Origin of the sequence: Halorussus gelatinilyticus, assembly GCF_023238445.1 — an archaeon.
GTDB classification, from domain to species: domain Archaea; phylum Halobacteriota; class Halobacteria; order Halobacteriales; family Haladaptataceae; genus Halorussus; species Halorussus gelatinilyticus.
In genome coordinates, this window is record NZ_CP096658.1 from 917,384 (window position 1) to 940,252 (window position 22,869).

Below are 22,869 nucleotides of genomic sequence, written 5' to 3' on the forward strand. Positions count from 1 at the left end.
ACTACTCACTCCACGACGATTGCGCCCTTCATGCCCATCGCCTTGTGGGGCGTGCAGTAGTACTTGTGCTTGCCCGCGCTGTCGAACGTCTGGCTGAAGGTGAAGCCCTCCTTTTGGGTCTGCTTGCTCTCGAAGGAGCCGTCGTCCGCGACGACGTTGTGCACGCTGCCCTTCCCGGTCCACTTCCAGACGACTTTCGTCCCCTTCGAGACCTCGACCGCGGCCGGGCCGAACGCGAAGTTGCCGCCGTTGCCCTTCGCGCCGACCTTCACCGTCACCTCGCTACTGCCGGTCTTATCGACCACGCCGTCGAAGTTCGAGGTGTTGTCGAACCAGCCGTCGAAGCTCACCGAGTCGCTTCCGGAACTACCGCCCGAGTCGCCGGACCCGTCTCCGGAGCTACCGCCGCTGTCTCCGGAGCTACCGCCGCTGTCCCCGGAGCTACCGCCGCCGTCTCCGGAACCGCCGCTCGAACAGCCCGCGATAGTCGCCGTCGCCGCGCCCGCAGCCATCGTCTTCAGCATCGTTCGTCGGTCGAGAGTATCTCGGGTCATCTTCACTTGCGGCTTCGAGGGCTACATAAATGGGGGTAGCCCCGATTCCCACGGGCTGAAAACGGCCGGCGAACGTGTTCGGGACCACGGCTACCCGGCGTTCGGCCGTACTCCCGGACATGCCCAGTATCCCGCGGCCCTTCGCCAGCGACGACGCCGACGACGAGACCTTCGACGAGTACGACGAGTTCCGCCCCGACCACCTGCCGGTCCCCGGTCCGTTCCTGCAAGGCGCGGACGTGCTGACCGGCGCGGACCACTGCGCGTTCCACCGACTCACGCGCGACATCTTCGAGGAGCGCGGTGTCTACGACGCCACCTTCGGCTACAACCTCGCGCGACTCAACCTCGATTCGCGCCACCCCGACGCCGGCTGGCGGTACGCTCGCGTCGAGGCGGACCGCGAGGGAGGGGACGGCGAGGAAGGGGGCGACGAAGGAGACGCCGACGTGCTGCTCGCGGAGTTCACGCCGACCACGAAGTTTTGCCCCCAGAGCGAGAGCCTGACTATCGGAGCGTTCCGGGCGTGGAACGGCCTGAGCGACCGCCACGACTACGAGCGCGTCTCGGTGGGTCTCGCGCCGATGCACCACGAGAGTACGGACATCAACGAGAAACTGCGGAGCCTGGAAGGGCGACTCGACGACGGCGAGAGTGTAGCGGATTCCGAAGACACTCCACGAACCGGGGGAAGAAATCGAGGGCGTTCCGACGACGCGGACGACTCGTCGCTCCCGTTCTGAGTCGCCCGGCTCGGTCGTCGCGCCGGCCTTCGGTAGCGTTTTGGGCGCGGTGGCCCATTGCTCGGGTATGGCAGATTATCCGACGATAAGCGAGCAGGTCGAGGACGTCGAGGCCGCTCGCACCGAGGGCCATCGCAAGATGGACTGGGCGCGCGAACACATGCCGATTCTGACCGCGATGCAGGAAGACTTCGACGCGAACCAGCCCTTCGAAGGCCAGCGCATCGGGATGGCGATGCACGTCGAGGCCAAGACCGCCGTGCTGGTCGAGACCCTCGCCGAGGGCGGCGCGGAGGTCGCCATCACCGGCTGTAACCCGCTCTCGACCCACGACGACGTGAGTGCCGCGCTCGACGAACACCCCAACATCACCTCCTACGCCAAGCGCGAGGTGGACGACGAGGAGTACTACGCCGCCATCGAAGCCGTCATCTCCCACGAACCCACGATTACGGTGGACGACGGCATGGACCTCGTGGCGGCAATTCACGAGGACTACCCCGAACTCATCGACTCCATCGTCGGCGGGGCCGAGGAGACCACCACGGGCGTCCACCGACTGCGCGCGATGGACGACGACGGCGCGCTCGACTACCCCGTCTTCGCCGTGAACGACACGCCGATGAAGCGACTGTTCGACAACGTTCACGGCACCGGCGAGTCGTCGCTGGCGAACATCGCCATGACCACGAACCTCTCGTGGGCGGGCAAGAACGTCGTCGTCGCGGGCTACGGCGACTGCGGCCGCGGCGTCGCCAAGAAGGCCTCCGGCCAGAACGCGAACGTCATCGTGACCGAGGTCGAACCCCGGCGCGCGCTCGAAGCCCACATGGAGGGCTACGACGTGATGCCGATGGTCGAGGCCGCCGAAATCGGCGACGTGTTCCTCACCACGACCGGGAACAAGAACGTCGTCACCCGCGACCACTTCGAGAAGATGGACGACGGCGTCCTGCTGGCCAACGCGGGCCACTTCGACGTGGAGGTCAATCTCGACGACCTCTCTGACCTCGCAGTCGCCGAGCGCGAGGCCCGCGACGGCGTCCGCGAGTACGAGATGGAGGACGGCCGCCGTCTGAACGTCCTCGCGGAAGGCCGACTCGTCAACCTCGCGTCGCCCATCGCGCTGGGCCACCCCGTCGAGGTCATGGACCAGAGCTTCGGCGTGCAGGCGGCCGTCGTCCGCGAACTGGTCGAGAACGGCGACCAGTACGACGCCGGCGTCCACGAGGTGCCCGACGAACTCGACAAGGAAATCGCGGAAATCAAACTCGACGCCGAGGGCGTCGAGTACGACGACCTGACCGACGAGCAGGCCGAGTACATGAGCAGTTGGCAGCACGGGACGTAGGCACGCCAGCGCACTACGCTCTTCTCGCGGTTCTTATCTCTCCGCACGCACGCGATTCCCGACAAGCATTTACCACGTCGCTTCCACGCTCCGCGTCGTGCAACGCCGCCAAGTCCTCCAAACGAGCGCGGCGACGCTCGGTGCGGCCGTCGGCCTCACCGGGTGTCTGTCGAGTTCGAGCGACGACCAGCAGACGCGTCGACCGGATACCGAACGACCGAACGACCGGAGCGACCTCGACGAGACCGATGCCGTCGAGACGGCCTCAGACGACCCGGAGACGACCGAGACGCCCGCCGACCCGACCGCACCGCCGCGCGAGTCGGCCGTCTTCGCCGCCGTCGAGGTCAGCGAGGCCCGACTCCTCGTCACCTTCGAGTCGAACCCCGTCGTGGAGTCGCTGGCCGAGAGCGGTGAGACGACCACCGCCGCGGACGCGACCCGGACCGCGACGAACGAGACCGCTACCACGACCACTACCGCGACAGCGAATCGGACGACAACGTCCGGAACCGCCACAGCCTCTGAAACAGCCACCACCACCTCCTCGCTCGGGAGTCTCGGCGACTCGCTCGCCGCGCTCCTCCCGGTCGGCGTCGCGGCCGGGCGACCCGGCAGAGGAGGCGGCGGCCGCGGCGGACGGAGCGGTGGCGGTCGAAACGGCGGGAGCGGAAGCGGCGGCAGTGGGTGGGGCGGTAGCGGTGGCGGCGTTGGAGGTAGCGGCGGTAGCGGAAGGAGCGGGAGCGGACGCAGTGGCGGCTCGAAATCCGGAAGCGGAAGCGGTAGTAGCGGGAGCGGTGGCCGCAAGCCGAGTCCGGGCAAGCGCGGAAGCGGCGAGAGTCCCGCTCGCGGGCGGAACGGCCGACACAAGTGGCACGGCGGGAGCTACGCCGCGTGGCGCGGCCGGCACGGCCACCGCGTCCGGGACGCCGACGCCCGCGTGGTCCAGTGCGGCGTCGGCTACATCGGCGACCCGGACGCCACCGAGGAGGAGCTTCCCGGCGCGGGACCGGTGGAGTGGACCCACCGGTGCGACGGCGACCACGACGAGATGGCCGTCGTGCCGTCCGACCCCGGTTGGTACCGCGTCGGCGCTCGACTCCGGGGGACGGCCGAGGGCCGCGACTTCGGGTGGGAAGCCGTGGACGCGAAGCTCGTAGACGGCGACGACGGTTGGCGAATCGACGCCCAGTGGAAGGTCTCGCCCCGGCTCTGAGGCCGGCGAGCGCGAGGGGACGGCTCGCGGTCGCTAACGCTTTTTCTCCGGAGCGCGTAGTCCGAATCGTGACCCTTCAGTACGACCATCGACCGAGTGAGACGGCGAGGCCCTACCTCGACGCGCTCGCGGACGTCTGCGACCACTACGACGTGGACGCCGAATCGGCGTACGCGACGCTCCCCGACCCCGCCGGACGCGTCCACTACCTGACCGCTGGCGAGGGACCGCCCCTGCTCTTGCTCCACGGTCTCAGCACGACGGCGACCAGTTGGGTCCCGATGTTCGACGCGCTGACCGACCAGTTCACCGTCTACGCGCCCGACCGGCCGGGCCGGGGGCTCTCGACCGCGGTGGACTACCGCGAGACCGGGTTCCGGGAGTTCGGCGTCGAGTACGTCGCGGACTTTCTGGACGCGGTGGGGGTCGAGGAGACCGCCGTGATGGGCAACTCGCTCGGCGGGTTCCAGTCGCTCGCGCTCGCGGTGGACCACCCCGAGCGCGTCGAGCGACTCTGCGCCATCGGCGCGCCCGCCGGTCTCTCGCGCGACATCCCGACCTTCTTCCGGCTGTTCGACCTGCCGGGGGTCGGCCGCTGGCTGTTCGACTACTTCGAGACCGAGACGGTGCCCGAAGCCCGCGCGGAGTTCCAGCGCATCAACGTCGAGGACGACGCCGCGGTTCCCGACGCCTACTTCCGGCCGGGGGTCGTCGGCGAGGACCTGCCCGGCCAGCGCGAGAGCCTCTGGTCGATGCTGGAGACGCTGGGGACGATGCGCGGGATGCGCTCGCAGTTCGACCTCCGGGCGGAGGTTCGGGACCTCGACCTGCCGACTCGGTTCGTCTGGGGGACCGAGGACTACTTCTGGCCGCCCTCGGTCGGTCGCCCGGTCGCGGGCGCGATGGCGAACGCCGACTTCGTGACGCTGCAGGACCACGGCCACATGCCGTGGCTGGAACCCACCGACGACGCGACGGAGGCCGCGGTCGAGTTTCTGGCGGGCGAGGTCGGACCCGAGTAGCTATTCCGCCGATTCCTCGCCGCCGCGCACGACGTGGCCGTACTTCAGCAGGGCGACGAAGACCGACCCGCCGATGACGTTACCGACCGTGGCGAGCGCGAGGAATCCGGCGTACTGCGCGAGCGAGATGTTCGGCGAGACGAGCGCGCCCGCCAGCACCTCGACGTTGCCCGCGATGGAGTGGGGCAGGTGTGCGAGACCGATGCTGGTCGTGACCAGCCAGACGACCGCGAGGCGCGAGATGCTCTCGCGCGCGGCCGTCAACAGCCACGAGAGCAGTCCCATCAGCCACCCCGCGACGACGCCGCCGGCGAGCAGTATCGTCGGCCCGTGTTCCGTGAGGTGTAGCGCGATGTCGGTGAACGCCGACGGCTCGACGATGCCGTAGGCGGGCGCGAAGTACACCATCCCGACGGCGAAGAGGCCGCCGCCGAGGATGTTCCCGCCGTAGACGAGCGCCCAGAGTCGAGCCAGTTGCCCGATACTCGCCCGGCCGTCGAGGACCGGGAGCGCGGCGCGAGTCGTGTGTTCGGTGAACAGCTCCGACCGGCCCCCGATGACGAAGATGAACCCGACAGCGTAGGCGTTGGCGACGACGATTCGGGTCAGGGGGTCGCCCCACGACCCGCCGACGACGGTGAGCAGGACCGCCATCAGCAGGGGACCGAAGCCGATGTCGAGTCCGGCCGAGACGCCCGAGAGGAACAGGCCGTCCGCCGGTCGTTCGAGTTCCTCCAACCCCTCCTGAATCTCCTCGGCCAGAATCTCCTGCTTGGCCTTCTGTCCCTCCCCCGGCGCTTCGGTCCGAATTCGCTGGTCGAGTTCCTCCTTGGCCACGGCAGAGTGAGTCGGCCCGTCGAACAAAAAGCGGTCCGGCCGCGAACCGAGTTGGTGAGTGGCCGGGCCGGACCGGTGTGCGGCCGGACCGCAGCGACCGAGACCGGGCGTTCACTTTCACCGCGCTCCCGAGAGACTTAACACCCGGAAGGAAGCAGTAGCAAATATGGCAGACACGACGGGTCTTCAGGGGGTGGCCGATGTCCAACGCCAAGGGTGACAGGCGCGAGCGGGAACTCGTCAACCGACTCGACGAGGCCGGATTCGCGGTCATGCGCGCGCCAGCCAGCGGGAGCGCGACCGAGCGCGAACTCCCGGACGTGCTGGCGGGCGACGGCGTCGCCTTCTACGCCATCGAGGCCAAATCGAGTTCTGGCGACCCCATCTATCTCACGGGCGAGGAGGTCGAGGCGCTGGTGTACTTCTCGCAGAACTTCGGGGCGAAGCCCAAAATCGGGGTGCGGTTCGACCGCGAGGACTGGTTCTTCTTCCACCCCGCGGACGTTCATCAGACCGACGGCGGTAACTACCGCGTCAAGAAGGAGACCGCGCTCGACGCGGGCGACCCGCTCGACGCGCTCCGCGAGAGCGACGACGCCGACGACGAAGACGACGGCCACGACATCCGCGACGTGCTTCACGCGGTCGAACAAGGCGTCCTCTCGCCGGACGAGGCGGCGTCGATGCTGGAGTAACGCGCCCACCCGTCTTCGGTACTTCTCCCGCACATCGGTCGGTAGAGAAACCCTCCCCACGCACCGGTCAGTATGAAAAATTATATGGATTTTGTGACTATATTCCCTACCGTCGGTGGCGGAGCAGGGTTTCGGTCGAGCGTCGCCCGCGGGCTACGTCACCGACCGTCGCATTGCAACTGGCCACACGTTCCGAACGCCGGAGCATCCAGCGGGAGGCCCGCGGCGGTCCGGAGGCGGGGCACGCCATCGGAGGGCCGGACCGCCGCAGTCGCTCGCTCTTCGGCGTCCTCGGAGGTGGTGCGTACTGCTCTCGATTCCGTTCGGGGCACGCTCGCTTCTCGCTGTCGTCGTCAGACGGTCGCCTCGAAGTCGTCGAGCGCCGACTGGTCCTCGCGCTCGGCGGGGCGAACGTCCTCGCGCCTGCGGGCGAGTCGCCCCCGCGGGAACGAGTAGCGCCGGAGGTGGCGCGGTTGCAGGTCCCCGGAGCCGAGGCCCGCCGGCACCGGGTACATCGCTTCGACCACCACGTCGTCGGGGCGGTACGCCGCGTTGGACGAGTACTCCGCGACGGTGCAGCCGTGGCCGGTAATCTCCACCTCGTCGGCCCGCCGGGACGTCGTCCGGACGACGACCAGCAGGTCGCCGGTCTCGCGGTCCACGACCGTCTCGCCGGGGTCCAGTCCGCACTCCTCGCAGAAGTGCGGGCCGCGGTCGGTCTCGTCCACGAAGCGTTCGTCGCCGCAGTTCCGGCACGTGACCGCCTGCTGGCCGGGCGGCGGGACGCGTCCCTCCGTGACCTCCATCGCCACCCGCCGGAGGTGCTTGCACCTGACGCCCCGGAAGTTGTGGTCCGGGCAGGTGCAGCGTCCGCCGGGCAGGTCCACGGAGTAGGTGTTACCGCTCTGGCTCTCGATTTCGTAGACGCCGCCGCCGAGCGGCGTGACCGCCATGCGCTCCATCCGGGCGCGCTGGGACCTGATGTCGGTCACGCCCTCGACTGGCGGGAGCGATGCGTGCGTTCGTTCGGAAGCTGTTGTGTTTGCCATGGGCTTCCCTCTCTGTGTGCGGCCGGCCGACGACTTCCGAAATCGGCGTCTCGACCCCCAAACCTCGCGTTGTCGGCCGGTTCCGCGTACGAATAGGTAGGTGCTGGACACTCCTAAGTCTTGCATCTACCAACTCGGCTAGACGTGCGGGAGAGCGCGGTAATGGGCCAATAACGAGTAAATTCGATAATATTTAGTGCGAATTAATCGGGGGCCAGCGAGCGCCCAATTCCAGCCGGCAATTTTCAGCGAGCCGACGGCTCGCGCACCAGCGATTCGACCGCGAGCGAGGAGCGGGAGCGCGGCGCGAAGCGCCGCGCGACGCGACGAGCGAGCGGACCAAGGGAGGACCAGAGCGAGCGCAGCGAGCGGCGGGACGACCGCCGTGTTTTTGATCAACCTTTTGCAAGCGAGCAAGGGCGAGCGCCAGCGGCGCTCGCCCGACCGAGCGCTGGAAAAGGTTGTGGTCGTTCCGAAGCCCTTTTGCCGATACCCTCGGAATCGTCGGCCATGGTAGATAAGGAGACGCGCCGCGAGATTCTCGTCGGTGCGGGTTCCGTCGGGGTCTTCATCGCCCTTCTCGTCGGCGTGGGCACGACCTACGGCAACGGCGGGCTCACGCAGACGGGCGCGTTGGCAGTCGTGGGCGTCATCGTCTTGTTCGTGCTGTTGATGACCGGCGTCGGCCTCTGGATGTCGCGGCAGTACTGAATTTCAAATCGAATTTTAGGGTCGCTCTTTTCGGAATCGTTCTTTTCGGATTTCGGCGGCGGGGTCTCGCCTCTTATTTTCGTGGAAGACGAAGTAGCGAGAAGCCGATTCGACGGGACGAGACGAGAAACGGAAAGAGAGAGTGGAACGACGCTAGCTCTCTCCGACTCGAAGGAGTCACCGCAACTGCACTGCAACCGCACCGCGCCGGGTAGTCCGCGGAATATCCGAGAGAAACCGGGCGAGGCATCAGATTCAGACGTTCTCCGCCGTGTCGAGCGCGTCCTCGTAGTAGGCCAGCGGATGGGAAATCGAGTCGCATCGGGCGTCGGTCGTCGGATCCTCGTCGTCGGCGACCGGGCACTCGCCGTAGGCCGCCATCGTCTCGCAGGAGGGCGGCGCGTACTGCGCGCCCGACTCGTCGCCGACCCTGCTCGCTCGGTAGCGGACCGCTTTGGCGCGCGTGTCGCCGTCCACGCCACAGAGCGCCAGTAGTTCGTCGGTGTCGGCGTTGGCGCTGGTCAGGAACGAGACCAGTGCAAATTCGGCGGGGTCGCTCAGGTCCTCGCCGCCCTGCGCTCGCTCGACCAGCGAGGCGACGCAGGGCGGGAAGCAGTCGGGCGCGAGGACGGGGATGTCCCGCGAGATATCGATTTCGGAGAACGTGTCCTGCAACTCGGCCACTTCGTCGGTCAGGCCAGCGCGAATCTCGTCGGGCACGTCGGTCGGCAGGCCCGCGGCGACGCGCTGGCGGACCGCCTCCCGGAGGAGTTCGTGGAGTTCGCGCTCGGAGACCTTCACCGCGCCGTCGGCGAGTTGCCGGGTGGCGAGCGTCCACGATTCGCCGTCGAGGTTCGACGAGAGCGCCAGATAGCGCCCGACCGCGACGCGGTAGCCGTCGCCCGAGGGCGTCTCGCGGACCGCGCCCGCGAGGTCGAACTCAGCGAGGAGCGCGTCGAGCGAGATGGCGGTGTCGGCGGTGGATTTGAGGCCGTCGTCGGGGTTCTCGAAGTCGTCGGTGAACCGCTCGTAGGCGGTGTCGGCCTCCGAACTGGCGTACTTCTCGACCGCGCCGGGCGCGTCCACGAGCGACACGAGGACGCGCGCGACCGGGTACGAGAGCAGTTCCGCGCGCGTACTCCAGCGCCGCTCGCCGTCGGGGCCCGGCCGGACCGTCCCGTCGACGAGCGCGCGGCGCACCCGCTCGACGCCGCGTTCGACCGCGGGGTGGCGCTCGTCGCCCGTCACGACGCCGACGAGACCGATGTCGGCCTCGCGGACGCTCTCGCGGGCCGCCGCGAGGAACGGGTACCGGGCGTGAAGCGGGTCCATACTCGCCCCATTTCGGCCGACCCCGATAAACGCGACGAATCGGATGGGTTGATACGGCCGACGGTCCTCTGTCCCGACATGACCGAGGCGACCGAAACCGCACGGGCGTACTACGACGCCATCGACGCGGGCGACTACGACCGCTTCGCCGACCTGCTCGCGCCCGGCGTGGTCCACGAGCGCCCGGACCGGACCATCGAGGGGCGAGACACGCTGGTGGGGTTCATGCGTGACGACCGGCCGAACGAGGACACGTCCCACGAGGTCCGGACCGTCTTCGCCGCGAGCGACGGGGTGGCGGTCGAGGGTCGCCTGCTGGACGCCGACGGCGCTCCGATGTTCGCGTTCGTAGACAGCTTCGACGTCGAGGACAGGCCGGACGAGAGCGAGGCGGACGCAGGTCGAGACGGTGGGCGTCCGAGCATCGCTCGAATCCGGACCTACACCCGTTGAGTACCGACACCCGGTAGCTACGGATGCCACTCGCTGCCAAAACTTATCCCTCGGCTGTGCCTCTCTAGTTACCATGGGCCTCTTCAGAGACCTCGGCAACAAAGTCGAGAAATTCAAGCAGGCGTCGGAAGCCGCGGCCGACGAGGAAGCGAGCCACGAGTGTAGGGACTGCGGCGAGAAGTTCTTCGCCGACCGCGAGACGTGCCCCGAGTGCGGGAGTTCCGACGTGACGCCGCTGGGCGAGTAACGGCGGTCACGAGTCGGCCCCGTAAGGAAGCAGATGCGTCGCCGGCGCACTCCGGTCGTCGGACGGGACGCGTTCCGGAACCCCAACCGATACGTGTGGCAGTTTCCAATGGCCGCCATGAACTACATCGCGTGGGCGGTCGTCGCGCTGGTCGGCTACTCGGTCTTCACGCCGTTGGCGAGTCTGGCGACGAACCAGATTCCGAGTACCGTCGTCGCGCTGGTCGCCAACAGCATGCTCGCGCTCGGGGCCGCCGGGGTCATCGCCTACCGGGACGAGTCGGTCGTGCCCTACCTCCTCGGCGAGAACGCGGTGTACATGTACGCCGCGGGGGTCTTCCTCACGGTCGGCATCCTCGCGTACTATCAGGCGCTCGGGGCCGGCCCCGTCAGCACGGTCGTCCCCATCTTCGGGATGTTCCTGGTCGGGAGCTCGCTGCTCGGCGTCGTGTTCCTGAACGACCCGCTGACAGCGAAGAAGGCCCTCGGAATCGTGCTGGCGGCCGTCGGGGTCTACCTGACGACGAGTTAATCCTTCTCGCCCGCGCCGAGCGCGCTCTCGCCGACCGGTTCGTGGCCCTCGATGACCTCTTTGCCGCCCATGTAGGGCCGGAGCGCTTCGGGCACGGTGACGGTGCCGTCGTCGTTCTGGTAGTATTCGAGGACGGCGACCATCACGCGAGGCAGGGCCAGTCCCGAGGCGTTGAGCGTGTGGAGGTACTCGGTCGATTCGTGGCGCTCGGGCCGGTAGCGCAGGCCGGCGCGCCGGGCCTGAAAGTCCTCGAAGTTCGAGGCCGTCGAGACTTCGAGCCAGCGCCCGCCCTCGTCGGGACCGTCCTCCATGTCGTCGCCGGGGGCCCAGACTTCGAGGTCGATCTGCTTGGCGGCCTTGAACCCGAGGTCGCCGGTACAGAGCTCTAGGACGCGATAGGGCAGGTCGAGGCGTCGCAGGACCTCCTCGGCCTCGTCCAGTAGTTCGTGGAGACGGTCGTAGCTCTCGTCGGGTTCCACGAAGTTGACCATCTCGACCTTGTTGAACTGGTGGACCCGGACGATTCCCCGCGTCTCGGTGCCGTGTTCGCCCGCCTCGCGCCGGAAATTCGGCGTGTAGGCCTGATGTTTCAGCGGGAGGTCGTCTTTCAGGAGGATGTCGTCGCGGTACATGTTCGTGACCGGTACCTCCGCGGTCGGGCAGAGCCAGAGGTCCTCGTCCTCCAGTTTGTAGGCGTCGTCGGCGAACTTCGGCAGTTGGCCGGTCCCGGTCATCGACTCGCTGTTGATGGGGATGGGCGGGAAGATCTCCTGATAGTCCTGCTCGCGGTGGACGTCCATCATGAACTGCATCAGGGCGTGTTCGAGTTGGCTCCCCTCGCCCTTGAGGAAGTAGTAGCCGCTCCCGGTGGTCTTGGCGGCCCGCGCCTCGTCGATGATGTCCAACTCCTCGCCGAGGTCGTAGTGGGGCGTCACCTCGTCGGGCAGGTCCCGGAGGTCCTCGAAGCCCTCGCGCCGGGTCTCGACGTTGTCGTCCTCGTCGTCGCCCTCGGGGACGCTCTCGTGGGGGACTTGGGGAACGCGCAGGAGCGCGTCTTCGAGTTCCTCCTCTAACTCGGCGGCGCGGTCCTCGACCTCCTCGATTTCGGCCTTGAGTTCCTGCGAGCGTTCGATGGCCTCGTCGGCCTCGTCGTGCTCTCCGGCCTGCTTCAACTCGCCGATTTTGTCGCTGACCTCGTTGCGCTCGTGGCGCAGGTCGTCGCCGCGCGCCTTCAGGTCGCGCCACTCCTCGTCTTTCTCCAGAATCGCGTCGAGGTCCACGTCGGCCCCGCGCTGGCGGAGTCCCTCGCGGACCTCCTCCGGATTGTCGCGGATGTAGTTCCGGTCTAGCATTCCTACTCTCTCAATTCTGCTCCCGGCAAAAAACCGTATCGTTCGTGGGGCAGGGGTTCACAGGGGAGTGATTCGGAGACGGCGTACGACCTTTCCGCGGGCGAACACCTTTTACCCCACCGAGACCACTCACAAACCATGACCAGAGGCGACCTCCGAGAAGTCACGGTCGGCGACTGTTCGGACCTCTACTACGTCGATACCGGGATGTACGACACCGACGAGTACGGCGCGGTCTACATCTACGACTCGGCCCGGCCCGCCATCGTGGACACGGGCATCGGGACTCACCACGAGGTCGTCCTCGACGCGCTGGACGAGTTGGACATCGACCGCGAGGACGTGGCGGTCATCGCGCCGACGCACGTCCACCTCGACCACGCGGGCGGTGCCGGCTACCTCGCGGAGGCCTGCCCCAACGCCGAGGTGATGATTCACGAAATCGGTGCCTCGCACCTCGTGGACCCCTCCCGACTGGTGGAGGGCACGAAGGCGGCGGTCGGCGACCAGTGGGAGTTCTACGTCGAACCCAAGCCCGTCCCCGAGGACCGCGTTGTCGAACTCAACGGCGGCGACACCATCGAACTCGGCGACCACCGCCTCGACGTGTACCACGCGCCGGGCCACGCGCCCCACCAAGTCCTCTTTCACGACCGCGACGACGACGCGGTGTTCACCGCCGACGCCGCCGGCATCTGGGTGCCTTCGGTCGAGGAGATTCGCCAGACGTCGCCGCCCTCGAACTTCGACCTCGACCAGTGCCTCGCCGACCTCGAAACCATCCGGGACCTCGACCCCGAGACCCTGCTCTACCCGCACTTCGGCCCGCGAGAGTACGAGCAGGGCGTGATGGACGAGTACGCCGACGTGCTTCGGGAGTGGGTCGAGACGGTCGAAGCGAAGTACGACGAGTTGGGCGACGCCGACGCGGTGGAGGACTACTTCGCGGAGCGCGCCGACTTGGTGGACGTGTGGGGCGAGCGCAAGGCCAGCGAGGAGGCCCGCCTGAACGTCCGCGGCGTCGTGACCTATCTCGACCGTCGTGAGGAGTGAGTAGTCTCCAATCGTCGTCGGGCGACTGCCGGTTCGCAGCACCAGCTATTCGGCGGGAGTAACTCGGAAATCTGCTGCCAGACGGGGGTCGGTTTCGAGGAGGACGAACCGATGCCGACCGGGTCGGAGTTCCCCGAGGAGGTCCCCGGTCTGGGTCTCTAACTTCTCTTTGGACATCGTAGCGGTCTCGATGCGGGACTCTCCGGGCGGTAGTTCGAGCGCACACATCTGGTAGTGACTCCGCGGCGTGTCCGTAACGCCTCGCCACTCACCGTCCGAATACGTCTGAACGATCCACGCGTTGTCGCATCCGAGGACGACCGTCGAATCGCCGGTGTTGGTGACCTCGAACCGTACCGTCTCTCCGAGACTGACGCTGTCCCGAAGCGTCTCCAGTCGGAGGTCCTCGTGTTCGTAGACGACGGGTGTGCGCTGGTTTTCCGAACCCTCCGAGCCGTTTTCGGACCGCTTCAGCACGATACCGCCGGAGAACGCGGCGGCACCGACACCGATAGAGCCGAGATACGTTCGACGTTTCACGTCGCGTCGTTGCGTATCGAACGGATAAATATCATCGCAAAGGTGAAACGTACGTTTCACCGACTCGCGCGTTTCGGACCGCTTCGTCTGCGAATCGGACGCGTACCCGGTCGTCACCCGTCGAAATCCGACTCCGGCGGGTCTCTCGACCTCGAAGATAGAAGAATCTAGCCGAGTGTCACGCCGACGGTCAGTTTTCGGACGCGAGGAACGGCTGGATGGCTTTCATGATCTCCTCGGGCGGTTTCGCCTCGTCGAACGCTCGCGGGAACGGCGACTTCCCGGTCAGTCCGTTGAGATACGCCGAGTGGCGGCCTTCGACCGTAGCGATGGTCGCCGCCGCGGTCAGCAGTTGGTCGCTCCCGCTCAGCAGGTTTATCGCACCGTCGTAGGCCGAGACGCCGGTTGTCTCGAGCGTCTGGGCCGTTTCGATGAACCCCTCGGGGCTTTCGAGCGAGAACTGGAACTCGAGTTCGTCCTCGCCGATGGGGTCGCCGCCGAGGTCGTTTATCGTCTTCACGAGCGTCTCGACGTGGGCCTTCTCGTGGTCCCGAATCGTCGCGAGTTGCTCTTGGATGGACGATTGGACCTTCTCCCCGAACTGCTGGCCGATCTCCGAGTCCTCGATTTCCGACTCGCTGAACTTCTGTAGCCCCTCCACGTAGAACGTCGCCTCGAGTCGTTCGAGCGTGAGCGCGTAGTTGAGCGTATCGACGTACTTCTGGCTGCCCTCGCCCTCCGTCGTGGTTTCGTCGTCGGCCGCCACGGCGCTGCCGGTGCCCGCCGAAAGTCCGAGACCGACCGCCGACGCGGTCGCTCCCTTCTTCAGGAAGCCTCGCCGGGACTCGAAGGCGCTTCCGAGGTCGTTGGTCAGCGATTCGATTCGCTCGTTTCCGCCGTAGTCGTGTTCGTCTGTCATGAATTGAACGCTCCGTTTCCGCGTGCCGTCTCTCGGCGGCATCCGCCTCGCTGCGTCCGTAGGTGCGGCTATACGTACAAAAGGGCCATCGCACGTTTCAGCCGTCACGAAGCGGTTTCTCGCGATAAGCCAGAGATAGGGCACCGTCGTCCTGCGAATCGGGGGCTCGCCGCCGCCGAAACGCCGCGCCGCTCGGAACAGTCGGTCGGCGCGCGGAACGACCCGCGAACGCGCCGTTACGGTCGAGAAATCAGGAAGTGGCTGCCGGTACCGGCCGGACTCGGGTTCGGGTCGTGGCGACCATCAGCGGTTTAGGGGTCCGCGTCGCACGACTGTCTGATTCTGATGGGAGCGAACCTCACCGAACCAGTCCGAATCGGTATCGTCGGCGCGGGCAATCGCGGCCGGAACCACGCGGCGCGCTACGAGACGATTCCCGGCACGGAAGTCGTCGCCGTCGCGGACGTGGACGAACCCAAAGCGCAGGCGCTCGCCGAGCGGTACGGCGCGGAGAGCTACCCGGCCCACGCCGCGATGCTCGCCGAGTCGGACCTCGACGCGGTGAACGTCTGCGTCCACGCGACCCTGCACGCCGACATCGCGGTGGACGCCCTCGAAGCGGGCGCGGCCGTCTTCTGCGAGAAGCCGATGGCCGACGACTACGCCGCGGCCCGGCGGATGGCCGACGCCGCCGACCGGACCGGCAACGCGCTCGCGGTCCAGAACCAGTTGCTCTACACGAAGGAGACGCTGGCCGCGAAGTCGCTGGCCGACGCCGGGGCGCTCGGTGAAGTGTACCACGGCACCGCGGCCCGGTCGCCGGGGCTGGCGTTCTCTGGCGAGGGCCACCCCGAGGCGGTTCCGCTCGGAGCGCGCCGCCGCGGGACGCCCTACGTGGACGGTTACGGGTCGCCGGCGTTCCTCGACGAGTCGGCGGCGGGCGGCGGCGTCGTCCTCGACCTTGGGAGCTACACCGTCGGGCAACTGCTCTACCTGATGGGGTCGGCGAAGCGGTCGGCGGGCGATACGGCGGGCGACGCGTCGCCCGCCGACCGCTCGTCCGCCCTCGAAATTCCCGAAGTCGAGCGCGTCCGGGCCGAGACGTTCCGGACCGTGCCCGACCGGTTCGAGCGAACGGCCGACGCCGACCGCGGCGAGCAGGCCAGCGAGTACCGGCGCCGCATCGACGAGACCGGGTACGACGTGGAGGACGTGGCCGTCGCCTTCGTCACCTTGGCGGACGGGTCGGTCCTCTCGGTCCGGACGAGTTGGTCGCGCTACATGGAGGGCGAGTCGAGCGCCCTCGTCGGCACCCGCGGCGGCGTCCGCTTGGACCCCTTCGAGTACTACGCGACGGTCGGCGACGTGGAGATGCGCGCCAGCGCCGACCTCGAAGAGTACCTGTTCCGCCGTCAGTACCTCCGGGGCGAGCGGGGCGAAGCGGCCTACGACGCCGGGTTGTGGGCCGACCCGCTCTACCACTGGGTCGCGGACCTGCTGGGCCACCGCGAGGCCCCGCCGACCGCCGACCTCGCGCTGGAGTCGATGGCCGTCACCGACGGCATCTACCGCTCGGCGGACCTCGGCCGGGAGGTGACGCGGGAGGAAATCGTGGCTCCCGGCGACGCCGAGGACTGAGGCCTGATAAACGCGATTCAACGCCCCGGAAGTTCGGGAGTACCTTAATGTCACGGGGTTCTGATTGAATGGTATGGAGTGGCGTGATGCCGAACGGGAGTACGACGACGAAGTGGTCGGCCGGTCCACGATGTCGCGGCTGTTCGAGGAGAGCGCGGCCCGACACGAGAACCGTCCGGCACAGCAGTACAAGGGCGGGGTGTACGACCGAACGCTCGTCGGGTCGGCCGTCACCGCGGCCGCCGACGGGGAGTTTCGGTCGCTCTCGTACGCAGAGATGCGCGACATCGTCCGGTCGCTCTCGGCCGGGTTCCGCGAGTTGGGCGTCGAAGCGGACGACCGCGTGGGCATCTTCGCCGACACGCGGATGGAGTGGGCGCAGGCGGACTTCGGCCTGCTGGCGGCCGGCGCGGTCGTGACGACGGTCTACCGCGGGTCGTCGCCGAGTCAGGTCGAGTACCTGCTGGGCGACCCGGACGCCGACGGCGTGGTCGTGGAGAACGCCGAACTGCTCGACAGGGTCGTCCGAGTGCAGGACTCGCTGGACCTCGACTTCGCGGTCGTGATGGACGAACTCGGCTCCGACGGCGAGGCCACCGCCGACGACGCCGACTTCGAGGTCCACACGCTCGGCGACCTCTACGAGCGCGGGAGCGAGGCGTTCGACTCGGAGGAGTACGAGTCGTGGCTCGATTCGCGGGACCCCGAGGACCTCGCCACGCTCATCTACACCTCCGGCACGACGGGCCAACCGAAGGGCGTCGAACTCACCCACTGGAACTTCCGGTCGAACGTCAACCAGTGTTACCGGCGCTTCGGTCCCCGACCCGACAAGGGCGACCTGCCGGTCATCGACGAGAACGCCAGCACGGTCTCGTTCCTGCCGCTCGCGCACGTCCTCGAACGACTCGCGGGCCACTTCCTGATGTTCGCGGCGGGCGCGACGGTGGCCTACGCCGAGGACCCCGAGACCCTACAGGAGGACTTCCAGAAGGTCGAACCGACCACCGGCACCAGCGTCCCGCGCGTCTACGAACGCATGTACGACGCCATCCGCGAGCAGGCCGAGTCCTCGCCGGTCTCCGAGCGCCTCTTCGAGTGGGCCACCGAGGTCGGCCGCGAGTACTTCGAGACCGAGAGTCCGGGGATGGCGCTCCGGGCCAAGCGCGCCGTCGCGGACAAACTCGTCTTCCGGAAGGTCCGGAACGGACTCGGCGGGAACATCGACTTCCTCATCAGCGGCGGCGGGAGCCTCTCGCCCGAACTCTGTGCGCTGTATCACGGGATGGGGCTGCCGATTCTGGAGGGGTACGGCCTGACCGAGACCGCGCCCGTCGTCGCGGTCAACCCGCCCGAAGAGCCGAAGGCCGGCACCATCGGGACACCCGTGGTGGACGAGGAGGTGCGAGTCGATAGCTCGGTCGTCGGCGAGGACACCTTCGAGGACTCGGACGGCGAGGTCGGGGAGTTGCTCGTCCGGGGACCGAACGTCACCGACGGCTACTGGGAGATGCCCGACGCGACCGACCGGGCGTTCGTCGGCGACGACGAACTCGACGGGAGCGGCGACGGCGACGCGGCGGACGGCGACGCCGGTTCTGCGCAGAGTCGCGGCGACGGCGGCGACTCGGGTGGACGGTGGTTCCGAACCGGCGACATCGTGGAACTGCGACCCGACGACTACATCGAGTTCCGCGAGCGCGCCAAGGAACTGCTGGTCCTCTCGACCGGGAAGAACGTCGCGCCCGGTCCCATCGAGGACGCCTTCGCGGCCAGCGACGTCGTGGAGCAGGTGGTCGTCGTCGGCGACGGCCACAAGTTCGTCTCCGCCCTCGTCGTTCCGAACTTCGAGGGCGTTCGGAAGCGCGCCGAGAGCGAGGGCATCGCGTTGCCCGACGACGACCGGGAACTCACCCGCCACGAGACGGTCCGCGAGTGGATGGACGAGGAGGTGGACGCGGTCAACGAACGCTTCGAGTCACACGAGCAGATAAAGCAGTTCCGCGTGGTCGGCGAGGAGTTCACCGAGGACAACGACCTACTGACGCCGACGATGAAGAAGAAGCGCCGCAACATCTTGGAGCGGTTCGCCGACGAGATAGACGCCATCTACGGGCGCGAGTACGAGGAAGCCTGACGGCGCGAGCGCGGCGGTCCCCTCTCCATCGTTCGCGCTTCCGTCTCAAGAGCTTTCGGCTCGGAAGAAAGCAGCGTCCGGATGCTCGCCGTCCTCGTCTCTCGCCAGCGTCTCCTCCACGAGTCGGTCGATTTCGGCCTGTATCGACTCCAGTTCGGGAATCGTCTGCCGGTTGTAGGCGCGCTTGGAGGTGTCGGTGTGTTCGGGCACGATTTCGTGAGCCTCCTTCGAGAGGTCGGCGAGTCGTCGCTGGGTCGCCGTGGCGCGCCACTCGGGGAGCGCGAGGTTCGAGACGACCGACTTCGAGAGGCTGGCCTTCCCCTCGGAAGCGACGTGTCTCAGCGACCGCTGGTACGGCGCGGAGTTGAGCAGGGCACAGAGGAAGTGGGCCTCCGCCTCGCTGTCCGTGCCGACGAACATGAAGTGGTCGCCGGGCACGACCGGTTTCTCGCCCACGTCCTCGTCCTCGACGGTCGAGACGACCGCGAAGTGGGGTTTGAATCCGAGCCGGCACCACGCGACCTTGTACTCGCTCCACGTGTAGTCGCCGAGTCCGAAGACGTTGTAGAACGGTCCCTTGTCGAGCCACGACGACGACCGGGATTCGAGGCTCTCTCGGTGCGATTCGAGGTAGTCGTAGGTCTTCGGGTACTGGTCGCGCAGTTCCGCCTCGTTGTCCTCGTTGGCCTTCCGGAGGGGCACGAGGCGCAACTCGTGCCCGAACAGGCCGTACTTGACGACGTGGCGCGACTTGACGTAGGGGTAGACGAACTCGTCTTCGAGGTCGGCCAACCGCTCGCGGTCGATGGAGAAGACGGCTTGGGCGTCGTCCTTGACGCCGTGGCGAATTCGGTGGGCGCATTCGCCCAGCGCGGCGCGCTCGGCGTCGGCCCGGACCCACGCCGAGGTCGCGTCCCCCTCGTCCACCGGGACGAGCGCGGTCGCCTCGCGGTCGAGGCTCCGGGCCATCGCGTCGGCCGACGAGAAGTCGGGAGAGCGCTCGCTCCCCTCGGGTTCCGTCCACGCGGTCGTCTCGACGGGGAACTCGGGGTCGGCGTCGGCCCGGAGCGCGTAGACGGCGGCGTTCGCACCGACCTGCTCGCCGAAGGGCCGGAGTCGGTCGAAGTCGTGGACTCGGGAGAGCGCGAGCGGTCGGTCGCCGACGCGGAGCGTCCGGAGGAGCTTCCCCGCGGGTCCCTTCGAGACGGCGCGCTTGAGGACGAAGCTCGCGCCGCCTCCGTCGTTCAGGTAGCGGTCGATGCAGACCCAGACGAAGGGCAGCGACACGTCGTCGTTGGCGAACCCGAGGCGGGACGCCGCGCCCTCGTGGGGGAGCAGGTCGGGCGCGTCGGGGTCGTCGTCCAACTCGCGCCAGCGGGCCTTCACCCGTTCGGGGAGGCGACTCCACGGAATCCACGGAGGGTTCCCGACGAGGTAGTCGGCGGCGGGGTCGAAGGCCTCGCCGTCGAGCGAGAGGTCGTCCTCGCGGGTCAGGCCGAGCGCGTCGGTCAGGAAGACCGGGAGTTCGATTTCTCGGGGCGCGTCCTCGCCGTCGGCCGCTTCGAGGACCGGCAACAGCGAGAGCAGGTAGTGCAACTTCGTGCTGGTGACCGCGACGGGGTTCAGGTCGATACCGACGACGGTGGACGTAACGTTCGCCAGAATCTCCTCGGGAGAGCGGTCGTCCATCGCCGCGATTTTGCGCTCGATGCAGACCGAGGGGAAGACGCCGGACCCGCAACCGGGGTCGAGGAACGTCGCGCCCTCGTAGTCGTCCACGTCGAGGGCGTCCACCGCGAGTTCGGCGACCCCTCGCGGCGTGTGGTACTCCCCGAGCGCGAGGCGCAACTCGCGGGAGACGACGCTCTCGTAGAGCGTCCGCAGGAAGTCGGCGTCGGCTACCCGGAGGTCGGCCGCGGTGAGCGCGTCCGCAATCGGGTCGGCGACGGTCTCGCTCCGTCGCTCGCGCTCGTCGGCGATGCGTGCATCGCCGGCGAGCGCGTCGATTTCCTCGACCACGCGGTCGTGCAACGCCCGAAAGCCGAACGACAGCGCGTCGGTGTTCGCCCGCGGTTCCCGGTTGGCGAGTCGGAAGTCGAACTCGCGCTCGGCGGCGGCGACGACGCGGTCCACCACGAAGTCGTAGTACAGCGAGTCCACGAACAACTCGTCCTCGGGTCGCTCGCTCGCGGCGTCCGGCCGGTCGCGCTCCACGTCCGCGAGGGCGTCGCCGTGGCTGGTCACGAAGAACTCCGCCCACTCCGACCGGGCGGCCCGAAACCGCTCGTCGGTCGCCAGCAGGTCCAACGCGACGCTTCGGAACGTCTCGTACAGCGCGCTCTCGCGGCCCCACCGCTCGGCGAGTCCGGCGTCGGTCATTGCTGGTCGTGACGATGGAGCGGTCGGGTTATTTAAACATTGGTTCGAACGTCGCTTCGGGAACTCCGACAACCGCCAGTACCGACCGCGACCGACCGGTTTAAACACCCGTCCCCTCTTTACACGAACACGGAGGATTACCAGAGTGGCAGCAGGAAGTGGCGCGAATCTCGTCCCCATCGTCGCCGCAATCATCGGTCTGGGCGTCGTAGCGCAGGTGTTAGCCGACCGCTTTCAGGTGCCCAGCGTGCTGTTTCTCATCCTCGCTGGCATCGTCGTCGGGCCGGAGGGACTTCAGCTCATCACGCCCGAAGCGTTCGGAGGCGCGCTGTCGGCCATCGTCGGTCTCTCGGTGGCCATCATCGTCTTCGAGGGCGCGTTCCACCTCACCGTCGAGAAGTTGCGCGAGGCTCCCTCGGCGACGATTCGGCTCGTGACCGTCGGTGCCGTCATCGCGTTCGTCGGCACCGCGGTCGTGGTCCGGTACGCGCTCGACCAGCCGTGGGACGTGTCGATGCTCGTCGGGTCGCTGCTGGTCGCCACGGGTCCGACGGTCATCACGCCGATTCTGGAGGTCGTGCCGGTCCGGGACCGCGTGGCCATCGCCTTGGAGACCGAGGGCGTCGTCAACGACGTGACCGCGGCGATTCTGGCCGTCGTGACCTTCGAGGTCGTCGTTCTCGAAGACCCGACGGTGAACTCCGTCATCACGGACTTCGCCAGCAGACTCGGTATCGGTATCCTCATCGGCGTCGTCGTCGCCGCCGTCCTCTGGTACCTGCTCAGGTACGTGGACCTCTCGCCGGCCAACGCGCCCCAGAACGCGCGACTCATGACGCTCGCCGGTGCGCTGGTCGCGTTCGGTACCGCGAACACCTTGGCCGCGGAGGCCGGCATCGCGGCGGTCGCCACGGCCGGCATTCTGCTGGGGAACGCCGACCTCCCCTACAAGGAGGACATCGAGGCGTTCAAGGGCGACATCACCCTGCTGGTGCTGTCGTTCGTCTTCATCGCGCTCGCCGCGCTGCTCCAGTTCGACGACCTCCTCGCGCTCGGCGTCGGCGGCATCATCGTCACCGTCGCGGTCGCGCTGCTCATCCGTCCGGTCGGAGTCCTCATCTCGACCACGGGCGACCGCTACACGTTCGGCGAGCGGCTGTTCATGAGCGGGGTCGGTCCGCGGGGCATCATCCCCGCGTCGGTCGCCACCCTGTTCGCGGTGCAACTGCAGAACGCGAACATGACCGAGGCCGCGAACGTGCTCGTCGGGACGGTGTTCCTCGTCATCCTCGCGACGGTCGTGTTCGAGGGCGGCTTCGCCAGACACATCGCGGAATATCTCGAAGTGATACCCATGCGTGTACTCGTAATCGGAGGCGGGAAGGTAGGCCGCGCGCTCGCCGAACGCCTCGAAGACCGCGGCGAAAACGTCGTCATCGTGGAGAAAGAGACGGACATGGTAGAGCTCGCCCGCAACGAGGGCTTCACGGTCCACAAGGGCGACGGGAGCGACACCGAAGTCCTGCGGAAAGCGGGCGCGGGCAACGCGAAAATCGTCGTGGCCGCGACCGGCGACGACGACGTCAACCTGCTGGTCTCGCAACTCGCCGACTCGAAGTTCGACGTCGAGACCATCATCGCGCGGGCCAACAACCCCGACAACGTGGACGCGTTCGAGGACCTCGGGGTCCGCACCATCTCGTCGTCGATGGCGACCGCGTGGGCCATCGACAACGTCATCGAGCGCCCCGCGCTCTCGAACTGGATGACCGAACTCGGGCGCTCGGGCGACGTCCAAGAGATAGAGGTCACGGCCGACGACCTCGTGGGCAAGACCATCGCGGAACTGGACGACGAACTCCCGAACGGCGTCCTCATCGCGCTGGTCGGCCGCGACGGCGAGACCGAGGTTCCCGAGGAGAACTTCACGCTCCAGCACGGCGACCACGTCACCTTCCTCGGCCGGAAGGAGTCGGTCCATCAGGCCATCAACCGCTGTCACCCGCGGGCGTGAGTCGGTCGTCGCTCGGAGGACGGACCCCCACGAGCGATTTTACGGTTACTCTACAACTGTAGGCTGCCGTTAGCAACGAGGTCGTTTCTCGGTCGC

The 22,869-nt window shown here is 67.6% G+C and carries 21 protein-coding genes; 13 read left to right on the top strand and 8 right to left on the bottom strand.

Annotated elements, in window-relative coordinates:
* Nucleotides 1-5: 5 nt before the first annotated feature.
* A complete protein-coding gene (locus M0R88_RS04810) occupies nt 6-554 on the bottom strand; it encodes a halocyanin domain-containing protein (protein WP_248655827.1) in 549 nt (182 codons plus the stop codon).
* Between the two features lie 119 nt (nt 555-673).
* Here M0R88_RS04810 and M0R88_RS04815 point away from each other — a divergent pair, with 119 nt between their 5' ends.
* The 4 genes from M0R88_RS04815 to M0R88_RS04830 all read left to right on the top strand — a co-directional run bounded on the left by M0R88_RS04815 (nt 674) and on the right by M0R88_RS04830 (nt 4,886).
* Nucleotides 674-1,297 carry a DUF7998 family protein gene (locus tag M0R88_RS04815; protein WP_248655828.1) on the top strand — a complete coding sequence of 208 codons (624 nt, stop codon included), beginning with the start codon at nt 674-676 and terminating at the stop codon, nt 1,295-1,297.
* A gap of 67 nt (nt 1,298-1,364) precedes the next feature.
* Entirely contained in the window at nt 1,365-2,648 is a 1,284-nt protein-coding gene (locus M0R88_RS04820) for an adenosylhomocysteinase (RefSeq protein WP_248655829.1), read from the top strand.
* Nucleotides 2,649-2,745: 97 nt separating this feature from the next.
* Nucleotides 2,746-3,864 carry a hypothetical protein gene (locus M0R88_RS04825; protein WP_248655830.1) on the top strand — a complete coding sequence of 373 codons (1,119 nt, stop codon included), beginning with the start codon at nt 2,746-2,748 and terminating at the stop codon, nt 3,862-3,864.
* Between the two features lie 68 nt (nt 3,865-3,932).
* On the top strand, nt 3,933-4,886 hold the full coding sequence (locus M0R88_RS04830; protein WP_248655831.1) for an alpha/beta fold hydrolase: 954 nt from the start codon (nt 3,933-3,935) through the stop codon (nt 4,884-4,886).
* Here M0R88_RS04830 and M0R88_RS04835 read toward each other — a convergent pair whose 3' ends face one another.
* Nucleotides 4,887-5,723, bottom strand: coding sequence for a formate/nitrite transporter family protein (locus tag M0R88_RS04835; RefSeq protein ID WP_248655832.1), 837 nt, complete (start codon nt 5,721-5,723; stop codon nt 4,887-4,889). It lies immediately after the preceding gene.
* A 200-nt stretch (nt 5,724-5,923) separates the two neighbouring features.
* Here M0R88_RS04835 and hjc point away from each other — a divergent pair, with 200 nt between their 5' ends.
* Nucleotides 5,924-6,418 carry a Holliday junction resolvase Hjc gene (hjc, locus tag M0R88_RS04840; RefSeq protein ID WP_248655833.1) on the top strand — a complete coding sequence of 165 codons (495 nt, stop codon included), beginning with the start codon at nt 5,924-5,926 and terminating at the stop codon, nt 6,416-6,418.
* A gap of 353 nt (nt 6,419-6,771) precedes the next feature.
* On the opposite strand, the gene M0R88_RS04845 is transcribed toward hjc, so the two are convergent.
* Nucleotides 6,772-7,467, bottom strand: a complete 696-nt coding sequence (locus tag M0R88_RS04845; protein WP_248655834.1) for a TFIIB-type zinc ribbon-containing protein — start codon at nt 7,465-7,467, stop codon at nt 6,772-6,774.
* Between the two features lie 510 nt (nt 7,468-7,977).
* Between M0R88_RS04845 and M0R88_RS04850 the strand changes: the two genes are divergently transcribed.
* Complete coding sequence (locus M0R88_RS04850) at nt 7,978-8,178, top strand: DUF7472 family protein (RefSeq protein ID WP_248655835.1); 201 nt, start codon at nt 7,978-7,980, stop codon at nt 8,176-8,178.
* Between the two features lie 255 nt (nt 8,179-8,433).
* Here the strand turns inward: M0R88_RS04850 and M0R88_RS04855 are convergent, their stop codons facing one another.
* Complete coding sequence (locus M0R88_RS04855; protein ID WP_248655836.1) at nt 8,434-9,510, bottom strand: DNA primase large subunit PriL; 1,077 nt, start codon at nt 9,508-9,510, stop codon at nt 8,434-8,436.
* Between the two features lie 78 nt (nt 9,511-9,588).
* On the opposite strand from M0R88_RS04855, the gene M0R88_RS04860 reads away from it, so the two are divergent.
* The 3 genes from M0R88_RS04860 to M0R88_RS04870 all read left to right on the top strand — a co-directional run bounded on the left by M0R88_RS04860 (nt 9,589) and on the right by M0R88_RS04870 (nt 10,741).
* Complete coding sequence (locus tag M0R88_RS04860) at nt 9,589-9,963, top strand: nuclear transport factor 2 family protein (RefSeq protein WP_248655837.1); 375 nt, start codon at nt 9,589-9,591, stop codon at nt 9,961-9,963.
* Nucleotides 9,964-10,036: 73 nt separating this feature from the next.
* On the top strand, nt 10,037-10,210 hold the full coding sequence (locus tag M0R88_RS04865) for a PhlB family protein (protein WP_248655838.1): 174 nt from the start codon (nt 10,037-10,039) through the stop codon (nt 10,208-10,210).
* A 117-nt stretch (nt 10,211-10,327) separates the two neighbouring features.
* A complete protein-coding gene (locus M0R88_RS04870; protein WP_248655839.1) occupies nt 10,328-10,741 on the top strand; it encodes an EamA family transporter in 414 nt (137 codons plus the stop codon).
* Here the strand turns inward: M0R88_RS04870 and serS are convergent.
* Entirely contained in the window at nt 10,738-12,093 is a 1,356-nt protein-coding gene (gene serS, locus M0R88_RS04875) for a serine--tRNA ligase (protein ID WP_248655840.1), read from the bottom strand. The genes M0R88_RS04870 and serS overlap by 4 nt on opposite strands.
* 138 nt (nt 12,094-12,231) lie before the next feature.
* On the opposite strand from serS, the gene M0R88_RS04880 reads away from it, so the two are divergent.
* Nucleotides 12,232-13,146, top strand: coding sequence for an MBL fold metallo-hydrolase (locus M0R88_RS04880; protein ID WP_248655841.1), 915 nt, complete (start codon nt 12,232-12,234; stop codon nt 13,144-13,146).
* Between the two features lie 45 nt (nt 13,147-13,191).
* Here the strand turns inward: M0R88_RS04880 and M0R88_RS04885 are convergent, their stop codons facing one another.
* Both M0R88_RS04885 and M0R88_RS04890 read right to left on the bottom strand, forming a co-directional pair.
* Entirely contained in the window at nt 13,192-13,686 is a 495-nt protein-coding gene (locus M0R88_RS04885; RefSeq protein WP_248655842.1) for a hypothetical protein, read from the bottom strand.
* A 190-nt stretch (nt 13,687-13,876) separates the two neighbouring features.
* Nucleotides 13,877-14,605: a ferritin-like domain-containing protein gene (locus M0R88_RS04890; RefSeq protein WP_248655843.1), complete on the bottom strand. Its 729-nt coding sequence runs from the start codon at nt 14,603-14,605 to the stop codon at nt 13,877-13,879.
* 345 nt (nt 14,606-14,950) lie between these two features.
* On the opposite strand from M0R88_RS04890, the gene M0R88_RS04895 reads away from it, so the two are divergent.
* Both M0R88_RS04895 and M0R88_RS04900 read left to right on the top strand, forming a co-directional pair.
* Nucleotides 14,951-16,243 carry a Gfo/Idh/MocA family protein gene (locus M0R88_RS04895; protein ID WP_248655844.1) on the top strand — a complete coding sequence of 431 codons (1,293 nt, stop codon included), beginning with the start codon at nt 14,951-14,953 and terminating at the stop codon, nt 16,241-16,243.
* Between the two features lie 73 nt (nt 16,244-16,316).
* On the top strand, nt 16,317-18,380 hold the full coding sequence (locus M0R88_RS04900) for an AMP-dependent synthetase/ligase (RefSeq protein WP_248655845.1): 2,064 nt from the start codon (nt 16,317-16,319) through the stop codon (nt 18,378-18,380).
* A gap of 45 nt (nt 18,381-18,425) precedes the next feature.
* On the opposite strand, the gene M0R88_RS04905 is transcribed toward M0R88_RS04900, so the two are convergent.
* Nucleotides 18,426-20,759, bottom strand: a complete 2,334-nt coding sequence (locus tag M0R88_RS04905; protein WP_248655846.1) for a DNA methyltransferase family protein — start codon at nt 20,757-20,759, stop codon at nt 18,426-18,428.
* A gap of 145 nt (nt 20,760-20,904) precedes the next feature.
* Between M0R88_RS04905 and M0R88_RS04910 the strand changes: the two genes are divergently transcribed.
* The gene (locus M0R88_RS04910; protein ID WP_248655847.1) at nt 20,905-22,773 is read left to right on the top strand and encodes a cation:proton antiporter domain-containing protein; all 1,869 of its coding nucleotides are present in this window, start codon (nt 20,905-20,907) and stop codon (nt 22,771-22,773) included.
* The last annotated feature ends 96 nt before the right edge of the window (nt 22,774-22,869 follow it).